This is a genomic window from Actinomadura kijaniata NBRC 14229 (assembly GCF_001552175.1).
Lineage (GTDB): Bacteria > Actinomycetota > Actinomycetes > Streptosporangiales > Streptosporangiaceae > Spirillospora > Spirillospora kijaniata.
The window spans coordinates 35,071-43,611 of sequence record NZ_BCQR01000038.1 but is presented as its reverse complement, the minus strand read 5'-3'; the positions used below and the strand labels follow the sequence as shown (position 1 = coordinate 43,611).

General features: G+C 74.3%; 8 protein-coding genes. 3 read left to right on the top strand and 5 right to left on the bottom strand.

The window, feature by feature from the left end:
• Nucleotides 1-30: 30 nt before the first annotated feature.
• Genes AKI01S_RS54250 through AKI01S_RS53410 form a run of 5 tightly spaced genes read right to left on the bottom strand, consistent with a single transcriptional unit; the run spans nt 31 to nt 6,597 of the window.
• A complete protein-coding gene (locus AKI01S_RS54250; RefSeq protein WP_067816309.1) occupies nt 31-2,394 on the bottom strand; it encodes a sugar-binding protein in 2,364 nt (787 codons plus the stop codon).
• An 8-nt stretch (nt 2,395-2,402) separates the two neighbouring features.
• Complete coding sequence (locus tag AKI01S_RS14035; protein WP_067816306.1) at nt 2,403-3,194, bottom strand: carbohydrate ABC transporter permease; 792 nt, start codon at nt 3,192-3,194, stop codon at nt 2,403-2,405.
• On the bottom strand, nt 3,191-4,102 hold the full coding sequence (locus AKI01S_RS14030; protein ID WP_067816302.1) for a carbohydrate ABC transporter permease: 912 nt from the start codon (nt 4,100-4,102) through the stop codon (nt 3,191-3,193). The genes AKI01S_RS14035 and AKI01S_RS14030 overlap by 4 nt, the downstream gene beginning before the upstream one ends.
• Complete coding sequence (locus tag AKI01S_RS14025) at nt 4,099-5,460, bottom strand: extracellular solute-binding protein (protein ID WP_067816299.1); 1,362 nt, start codon at nt 5,458-5,460, stop codon at nt 4,099-4,101. Before AKI01S_RS14025 ends, AKI01S_RS14030 begins: the two co-directional genes overlap by 4 nt.
• Nucleotides 5,461-6,597 (bottom strand): carbohydrate kinase family protein, encoded by a 1,137-nt coding sequence (locus tag AKI01S_RS53410; protein WP_245681616.1) that lies wholly within the window; start codon nt 6,595-6,597, stop codon nt 5,461-5,463.
• A gap of 323 nt (nt 6,598-6,920) precedes the next feature.
• Between AKI01S_RS53410 and AKI01S_RS53405 the strand changes: the two genes are divergently transcribed.
• The 3 genes from AKI01S_RS53405 (at nt 6,921) to AKI01S_RS14005 (ending at nt 8,535) form a co-directional block, all read left to right on the top strand.
• A complete protein-coding gene (locus AKI01S_RS53405) occupies nt 6,921-7,124 on the top strand; it encodes a hypothetical protein (protein ID WP_067816295.1) in 204 nt (67 codons plus the stop codon).
• Between the two features lie 128 nt (nt 7,125-7,252).
• The gene (locus tag AKI01S_RS14010; RefSeq protein ID WP_067816292.1) at nt 7,253-7,510 is read left to right on the top strand and encodes an EF-hand domain-containing protein; all 258 of its coding nucleotides are present in this window, start codon (nt 7,253-7,255) and stop codon (nt 7,508-7,510) included.
• A gap of 203 nt (nt 7,511-7,713) precedes the next feature.
• A complete protein-coding gene (locus AKI01S_RS14005) occupies nt 7,714-8,535 on the top strand; it encodes an alpha/beta hydrolase family protein (RefSeq protein ID WP_067816328.1) in 822 nt (273 codons plus the stop codon).
• Nucleotides 8,536-8,541: the final 6 nt, after the last annotated feature.

Below are 8,541 nucleotides of genomic sequence, written 5' to 3'. Positions count from 1 at the left end.
GCGCCGTGGGCCAGGGCTTTGAAACACGGGCTAGCGGAGCGGGGCGGTCAGTGACGCGGTGCCGCCCGCGCGGGACTCGAACGCGACCGCCAGCGTGCCCCGCGCGCCGGGAACGGTCACGGTGCGCACGCCCGCGCCGGTGGTGGAGACGCGCACGCTGCCGAGGACCCGGCCGTCCCAGACGTGGGCGTGGATCCGGCCGGGCCCGGCGGTCCGGATCCGGAACGTCGTGGAGCCGCCGGAGACGCTTGGCCTCCCGACGAGGCGGGCCCGGGCGGCGGGGCCTCCGGCCAGCGGGACGCCGGTCGCGGCGGCCTGGATGATCGACTGCGGGGACGCCACCGAGCGGGCCGCCTCCGACGGCAGGACCGGCGCCTTGGCGGCGACCCGCGGCGGGGTGAGGCCGGGCAGGGCGGCCAGGCCCCACCGGTACGGGTCGCCCTGCACGCCGCCCCAGGTGGACCAGCCGATGCGGGTCTGGCCGGTCCTGTCCTGGGTGTCGGAGTCGTAGACGAACAGGTTCAGGCCCATGCGGGCGGGGTCGACGGTGCCCGGCAGCGCCGTGAACGGGATCCTCGCCTCGACGGTGTAGCCGGTGTAGGGCGCGGTCACCGACGCCGCCACCCGCATTCCGGGCGCGGTCCGCGGCCCGAGGCCCTGGTGGTTGTCGGCGTCGCGCTGGAAGCAGGGCCTCCCGTCGGCCATCGCGGGGAAGATCCCGGTCTTGAACGTGGTGGAGGTGTTCTCCGAGTCGCCGCGCGGATCGACGGTGATCTCGACGGAGTCGGTGCGCCAGTGCCGCTTGCAGTCGTCGGCGCCGAGGACCGCGCCCCGCGTGTCGTCGCGGACCGTCACCAGGACGTGCAGGGCGTCGGCGGTCCAGGCGACCCGGCCGGTGGCCGAGCAGTCGGCGGGCGACGCGCAGGCCGTCCCTTCCCAGACCCGTGACAGGTCCAGCTCCGGCCCGGGGTACTCGCCGGGGCTCTCCCGGCCGTCGAGGACGGGCGCGGCGGGGGCCTTGGCGAGGGTGGCGACGGGGACGAGCTCCAGGGCCGCCTTCCGCACGTCCGCCGGGCCGGAGGCGCTGGTGGTGGTGATGGTGTAGTCGTGGTCGCCGTTGACGCCGCCCTGGTTGGAGGTCGGCAGCGACGGATCGGTGTTGCGGACGGTGAACGTGACCGACCCCCTGGCGTTGGCCGCGAGGGTGTAGGGCCTGCTCGCGGCGTCGGCGGCGAACCCCCTGGGCAGGGCGAGGGTGACGGTTCCGGACTGGGCCCTGCCGGTGGTGTTGGTCAGGTCGATCCGCACCGGGCGCGACCGGCCCGACCCGAGCGTGAGGACGCGCTTGACGCGTCCGGCGAGGGCGGGCAGCCCGGCGCGGACGGCCCAGGCGTCGTAGTCGGCGACGCGCGGCAGCGGCTCCTGCTCGCCGGTGACGGCGGGCCCGGCGGGCGCCCCGGGCGCGGCGGCCCCGGTGCCGGCGAGCATCCCGGCCGCGTCGCGGGACCCGCCGGGCCCGGTCGAACGGCTGTGCAGCTGCGTGAAGTAGTCGCACCCGATCCGGTTCGGGTCGGCGGGGACGTCGGGGAACCCGGCCCACCCCTGGCTGACGTACTGGCGTTGCGCGTCGCGTTCGATCTGCGCCCAGGTCCGGCCGCCGTGGGCGGTGGAGCGGCGGCCCGCCCACACCCCGTACACGACCGCCCTGGGGTCGGCGGGGGTGAACGTCGTCTCGCAGGAGGGGCCGGTCGGCCCGGTCGCGCCGCCGCCCATGAACAGGCGGCGGGGCGCCCACGTCCGCAGCCCCTCGCCCCGGAGCTGGCCGGGGAAGGCCGTGCGGTCCGCCGCCGCGAAGTACGCCTCGGCGGCCAGCCGCGCCGCCTCCTGGTGGTGCCCGTGCTGGCCGGGCAGCGGCGCGGGGTCCATCGTGACGACGACCCTGGGCCGGGTCTCGCGGACCAGCCGGACGACCCGTTCCAGGGCGGCCCGGTGGTTCCAGGCGCGCGCGGTGAGCGGGGCGCTGACGGTGTAGTAGAAGTCGACCTCGTCGAGGTAGTGGACGTCGGTGATGCCCGCCCCGCCGACGGCGCGGCGCTCCTCGCCCTCGCGCAGCAGCCCGAGCGGCGGGCCCTCCTCGGTGCCGACCGCGTTGCCGCCGCCCTCCCCGCGCGTCACGGTCAGCACGCCGACGCGCGCGCCCCGCTCCCGCAGCTGGCCGAGCGTGGACAGGGTGGACGCCTCGTCGTCGGGGTGGGCCCCGACGAACAGCACGTCGAGGCGTCCCCGTTCGGGGGGCCGTCCGGAAGGCCCCGCCTGCGCCGCGGGGGCGGCGCCGAGGCCGAGCGCGGCGGCCAGCAGCACGGCCAGCGGCGCGGGCGGCACGGTTCTGCGCATGGTGACTCCTACTCCTTGACGGCCCCCGAAAGCATCCCGGTGATGAAGTGGCGCTGGAGGAAGACGTACAGCACGACGATCGGCGCGGCGATGATCAGCGCTCCGGCGGTGAGCAGCGTGTAGTCGGTCTGGTGCGCGCCCTGGAAGAACGACAGGCCGAGCGGCGCGGTGCGCAGGTCCTCGGCGGAGTTCAGCACCACCAGCGGCAGCAGGAACTCGTTCCAGGTCCACATCGCGACCAGCAGGACCATGGTGAGGACGGCGGGGCGGCCCATCGGCACCAGGACCCGCCACAGCGTGGTCCAGCTGGACGCGCCGTCGACGCGGGCCGCGTCCAGCAGGGCGCGGGGCACGCTGCGGAAGTAGGCGCGCATCCAGAACGACCCGAACGCCACCGACTGCGCGACCTGCGGCAGGATCACCCCGGCGTAGGTGTTGTCGAGGCCCAGCGTCCGCAGGTCGAAGTACAGCGGCACCACCACGGTCTCGGTCGGGACGGTCAGCCCGGCCAGGAACAGCAGGAACAGCGCGCCCGAGCCGCGGAACTCCAGCGTGCCCAGCGCGTACCCCGCCATGATCGACAGCACGGTCGCCAGCGCGACGGTGACCGTCGTGACGATCACGCTGTTGCGCAGGTAGGTGCCGAAGTGGCCGTCCCGCCACGCCCGCTGGAACGCCGACAGGTCGAGGTCGGGCAGGTGCAGCGCCTGCTGCACCGCGCCGACCAGCGGGAACAGCGCGACGAACGCGAACGCCACGAGGATGGCGTAGTTGAGGACGCGTTCCCGGGTCCCGATCACGCGGCCCCCCTCCGCCCCTCGGCCAGGCGGCTGATCCCGGCGGTCAGCGCGAACACCAGCGCCGCCAGCGTCACGCCGATCGCGCAGGCCAGGCCGACCTCCCCGGTCTCGAACGTGCGGTGGTACACCTCGTAGGCGGGGACCTTGGTGGCCTCGCCCGGCCCGCCCTTGGTGGTGACGTACACCAGGTCGAAGTTGCGCAGCGCCGCGACCGAGGTGAGCGTCAGCGCCACGCCCAGCTCCCGGCGCAGGCCCGGCAGGGTGACGGCGCGGAACTCGGCGACCGGCCCGGCCCCGTCGATCCGCGCGGCCTCGTACAGCTCGCGGGGGATCTTCTGGACGCCCGCCAGGAACAGCACCATCGCCAGCCCGACCTCCACCCACGTGCCGACCAGCCCGACCGCCGGGAGCGCCAGGTCGAAGTCGCCGAGCCAGCCGCGCGACCAGTCGGGCAGGCCGAGCGTGTGCAGCAGCCGCAGGAAGCCGTTGACCGGGCCGTCCGGCGAGTACATCCACTGCCAGGCCACCGCGACCGCGACCATCGCGATCACCTGGGGCAGGAACAGCACCGTCCGGAAGAACGCCAGCCCCCGCACCCGCGTCCGGGACACCGCCGCGACCAGCACGAACGCCAGCAGGCACGGGATGACCGCGTAGAAGACGACCAGGACCAGGGCGTGGCCGAACGCGCCGCGCAGCGACGCGTCGGTCGCCACCCGGGCGTAGTTGGACAGGCCCGCCCAGGTGCCCGTGCCGAGGCCGTCCCACTCGTACAGCGAGAACCACACCCCGCGGATCACCGGCCACACCAGGAACGCCGCGTAGACCAGCAGGGCGGGCAGGACGTACAGCCATCCGATGTTCCGGGGCGCTCCGGGCGGGCGCCCCTTCCCGCGCGGCGGGGTCACTTCTTCAGGAAGGTCGTGTAGTCCTTCTGCGCGGCCTGCATGGCCCTGTCCGCCGTGGTGCGGCCCGCGACCAGCTCCTGGAGGGGGCCGCCGAACGCGTCGCCGAAGGTGGGCGTGGCGTAGTCGAGGTAGGGGGTGATCCCGTCGCCCCTGCTGAGCGCGTCCCAGGCGGCGGCGATGTCCTTCATCACCGGTTCGGCGGGTTGCCTGGTCGGCGGTTTCAGGACGGGCAGGTTGCCGGTCTCGACGGACACGTCCATCGCCTCGGGCGAGGTGATGAAGTTGATGTAGGCGGCGGCCACGTCGGGGTGCCTCGACTTGGCGGTGATGGAGAACGGCAGGCTCTCGCCGCCCATCGTGGTGGGCGGCGCTCCCGCCTGCCGCGGGGGCGGGGCCATGAACCCGACCCTGTCCTTCATCCGGTCGTGGAGGTCGGCGGCCCACCAGGTGCCGCCGATCATGAACACGCCCCGCCCCCTGGCGAAGTCGACGGGGGTGTCGTCCCACTTGACGGCGTTGGCGTCCTTGTTGAGGTAACCCTGCCTCGCCCAGTCGGCGAGTTTCTGCGCGGCCTGGACGTTGGGCCCGTCGGTCCAGGCGCCGCCGCGCCCGAACACCAGGTCGCGGACCTTGTCCTTACCGGTGAGCTGGTCCTGGACGACGCCGTAGAGCTGGATGCCGGGCAGCTTCTCCAGGTTCCCGAACGCCAGCGGCTGCTCGCCCCTGCTCTTGGCGGTGGCGAGCGCCTGTTCGAACTCGTCCCACGTCTTCGGCGGCTGCACACCGATCTCGGCCAGCTTGTCCTTGTTGTAGTAGACGCCGACGATCTCGCCGTTGAGGGACAGCCCGTACAGGTCGCCCGACCCGATCGACCTTCCGTCGGGGGTGACGCTGTTGAGGTCGGTGAGGCCCTTGGGGTAGCGCTTGGTCCAGCCGTAGACCTGGTCGTAGGGCTTGAGGGACAGCAGCATCCCGGCCTTGACGAACTGGCCCATCGCGGCGTAGCCCTGGTTGGCCTGCACGACGTCGGGCGGGTTGCCGCCCGACAGCGCCAGGCGCAGCGTCTTCTGCAGGTCGGTGAACGACCGCGCCACCCGGTTGATCCTGACGTTGGGGTACTTCGTCTGGAACGCGGCGTTCAGCTTCTCGATCTGCCGCCGCTGGCCGCCCTGGACCTCCTGGTCCCAGACGGTGAGCGTCACGTTCCCCGCCTTCGCCACGTCGGTGCTCACCGATGCGGGCGTCCGGGCGGCGGGCCGGTCCCCTCCCCCGCCCGGCGCGCACGCCGCGGCCGCCAGCGCGGCGGCCCCCAGCACGGCGGTTCCCAGCAGCGTCCTCCGCCCGACCGGTGTCTGCATCTACGGTTCCCTTCGGGGTGTCGGCGGTTCCCTTCGCAGGGTGGGCTCGGCGCGCACGACCGTGTCGGCGGCCGCGTCGGGGATGAACGGGATCACGAACGCGTACTCGGCCAGGACCGACTCGGGCACCTCGCCCGACTCGCCGAACGCCGCGATCTCCCCCCAGCACGGCGATCCCAGCGATCCGCTGCGGTGGCGCACCGACAGGCCCGCGCACAGGTTGGCGAACCGCAGGCGCTCGGGCAGCGGCAGCTCCGCCAGGGTCGCGAACACGAACCCGGCGGCGAACACGTCCCCGGCCCCGGTGGCGTCCAGCGCCCGCACCGGCAGCGCGTCGGTCTCGGCCCGCTCCCCGGTGCGCGAGTCGATCGCCACCGCGCCCCGAGGGCCGCGTTTGACGACCACGACCGGCAGCCGCTCGGCGAGGGCGCGGGCGGCGTCCTCGGGGGTGCCGGTGCGGGTGTAGGCCATGGCCTCCACGGCGTTGGGCAGGAACACGTCCACGTGCTCCAGCCGGTCCAGGACCTCCGCCGACCAGGCGCCGGTGGGGTCCCAGCCGAGGTCGGCGAAGACGGTCGCGCCCCGGCTCCGCATCGCGCGGGCCCAGCCGGGGACCGGACGGTCCACGTCGACGAAGCAGGCCCGCGCGTCCGGCGGGTCCCCGCCGACCAGGTCGTCCTCGCCGACGGGCGCGGGGCGCTCGTAGGTGACCATGCTGCGGTCGGCGTCGTAGGCCATCGACACCGTCACCGGCGTCGCCCAGTCCGGGACCAGCCGGGACCGGCTGAGGTCCACGCCCTCCTGGACGGCGAGGGTCCGCCACAGGTAGGAGCCGAACAGGTCGTCGCCGAACGGCGCGGCCAGCCCGACCCGCAGGCCGAGGCGGCTCATCGCGACCGCGATGTTGGCCACCCCGCCGGGGGCCGAGCCGAGGCCGTCGGTGACGATCTCGGTGCCGGGCGGCGGCAGCCCCGGCAGCCCCGTGAAGATCATGTCCATGAAGACCCGGCCGGACAGGAACACGTCCAGCCCGGTCCGGCCCTCGTGCAGCCGTTCGCCGGCGGGCTCGCGCTCGGGGCAGGGGTCGTCCAGTGACGGCTCCGGCACGGCCGGGCGCGCGTCCGCGGTCTGGGTCACGGCGCCTCCACGGTGAGGCCAACGGCGGGTGTCGCGACGATAACCCGGCGATGCGCTGGAAGGCACGTTCCACGGACCAAAATGATCATATTTTCCGGGACGGTACGGCCCGGCGCGTCCGGCGCGGCCCTCCTTCGGGACCCTTCTTCCGGAAAGGTTCCCGGCGCCGACCGATGATGTTGGGAACGCGTTGTCCCCTCGGTTCACCGGCGGTGTTTCCCTGGCTTCACGCCTTTCCCACCGTGTGAACGGAAGGCGCGGAGGGGCGGTGCGAGGTTCCTCCCGACCGGCATGACCTCGGCATTCGTGGGCAGGGGGGCGACATGAGCGAAAAGAACGAACACCCCGGCCGGCGGGCGGAGGAGGACGAGGCCGCGCGGCGCGAGGGACCGCGCGGCGACGTGGGCCCCGGCGGCGGGGGCGAGGGCGACGTGACGTTCGAGTTCCGGCCCGAGCCCGTGCGGCAGCGCGAGAGCGAGGGGCACGGCCCCGCCGAGGCGCCCCAGGTGGAGCCGGAGGACAAATGAACGGCGGGGAAATCCGCGGTGGCCGGCCGCCGGTGGGAACCGGCGCGGTCGCGGCGGCGTTTCTCTCCGTGATCCGCCATTCCCTTATGGCATGATGCGGGCACATTCGGACTGACACAAGGAGTGAGATGACCACCAAGCCGACCGAGGGCGATCTTCTTGCCGTGTTCGCGCGGGCCGACCTCGGCGGTGACGAGCAACTCGACCTGATGGAGTTCACCCTGGTCCTGGACAGCCTCGGGATGTCCTGGTCCAAGGCGGAGGTGCAGGACCGCTTCGAGAAGGCCGACACCAACCGCGACGGGCTGATCTCCTTCCCGGAGTTCCGGGCGCTGCTCGAGACCCAGGGCTGGGCCGAGGGCGGACTGCAGACCGCGCGCGGCTGAGCCCGCGGTCGTCACCGCGTTGACCCCGTCCGGTGCCGCGCCCGCGCGGCGGCGGCACCGGACCGCCCCCGTGGACGCCCCATGCCCTGATACGCGGCCGGATGCGCGGCCGGGCACGTGGCCGGGTGCGGGCGGGGATCTTGCCGGGTGCGGTGGGCGGGGTTATCTTCCGGTCACCACTGGGACGCCCGGAAGGCGTGGTGATGTCCGTGCGCGCGCGTTGGTCCTCGCTGGTAGTCGCGGTCGTCACCGCGTTGGCCCTGGTGGGCGCGGTGCCCGCGCGGGCGGGCGCGCGGACGGCGGAGCCGGACTGGTCCCGGCCCGGCCCGCACGAGGTCGCCGTGGAGGTCCTCCCGGCGCACACGCTCTTCTATCCGAAACACCCCGGCCCCGGACGGCGGCCGGTGATCCTGTGGGGGAACGGCACCGCCGCCATCCCCCTGTTCTATGTGAGCCTGCTGCGGCACTGGGCCGGTCACGGGTTCGTCGTGGCCGCCGCCAACACCCCCATGTCGGGGACGGGCCGGGAGATGCTCGCCGGGCTCGACGTCCTGGCCGCGCGCGACGCCGGGACCGGCCCGCTGGGCGGGAGGATCGACCTGCGGCGCGTGGCGACCAGCGGGCACTCCCAGGGCGGGGCCGGTGCGATCAACGCCGCCGCCGACCCGCGCGTGGCGACCGCCGTCCCGATCCAGCCGGGCGGCCGGGCCGACGGGGCGCGGCTGCGCGGGCCCGCGCTGTTCCTGGCCGGGGAGAAGGACTCGATCGTGACGCCCGCCGAGGTCAGGCGGTACTTCGACGCCGCCGGGCAGGTGCCCGCGATCTACGCCGAGCTGCGGGGCGCCGACCACTTCACCCCGCTGGCGGACGGCGGGGGGTACCGGGGGCCCACGACGGCGTGGCTGCGCGCGACGCTGCTCGGCGACGCCCGGGCCAGGGCCCTGTTCTTCGGTCCCGGCTGCGGGTACTGCGGCGACCCGCGGTGGTCGGCGTTCGTGCGCAACGCCGGGGCGGGCGGCGCCTGACCGCCC

Coding starts and splice junctions, on each gene's coding strand:
- AKI01S_RS14010 (WP_067816292.1), top strand. CDS start 7,253: ATGACCACCAAGCCGACCGAGGGCGATCTTCTTGCCGTGTTCGCGCGG.
- AKI01S_RS54250 (WP_067816309.1), bottom strand. CDS start 2,394: ATGCGCAGAACCGTGCCGCCCGCGCCGCTGGCCGTGCTGCTGGCCGCC.
- AKI01S_RS14005 (WP_067816328.1), top strand. CDS start 7,714: ATGTCCGTGCGCGCGCGTTGGTCCTCGCTGGTAGTCGCGGTCGTCACC.
- AKI01S_RS53405 (WP_067816295.1), top strand. CDS start 6,921: ATGAGCGAAAAGAACGAACACCCCGGCCGGCGGGCGGAGGAGGACGAG.
- AKI01S_RS14025 (WP_067816299.1), bottom strand. CDS start 5,460: ATGCAGACACCGGTCGGGCGGAGGACGCTGCTGGGAACCGCCGTGCTG.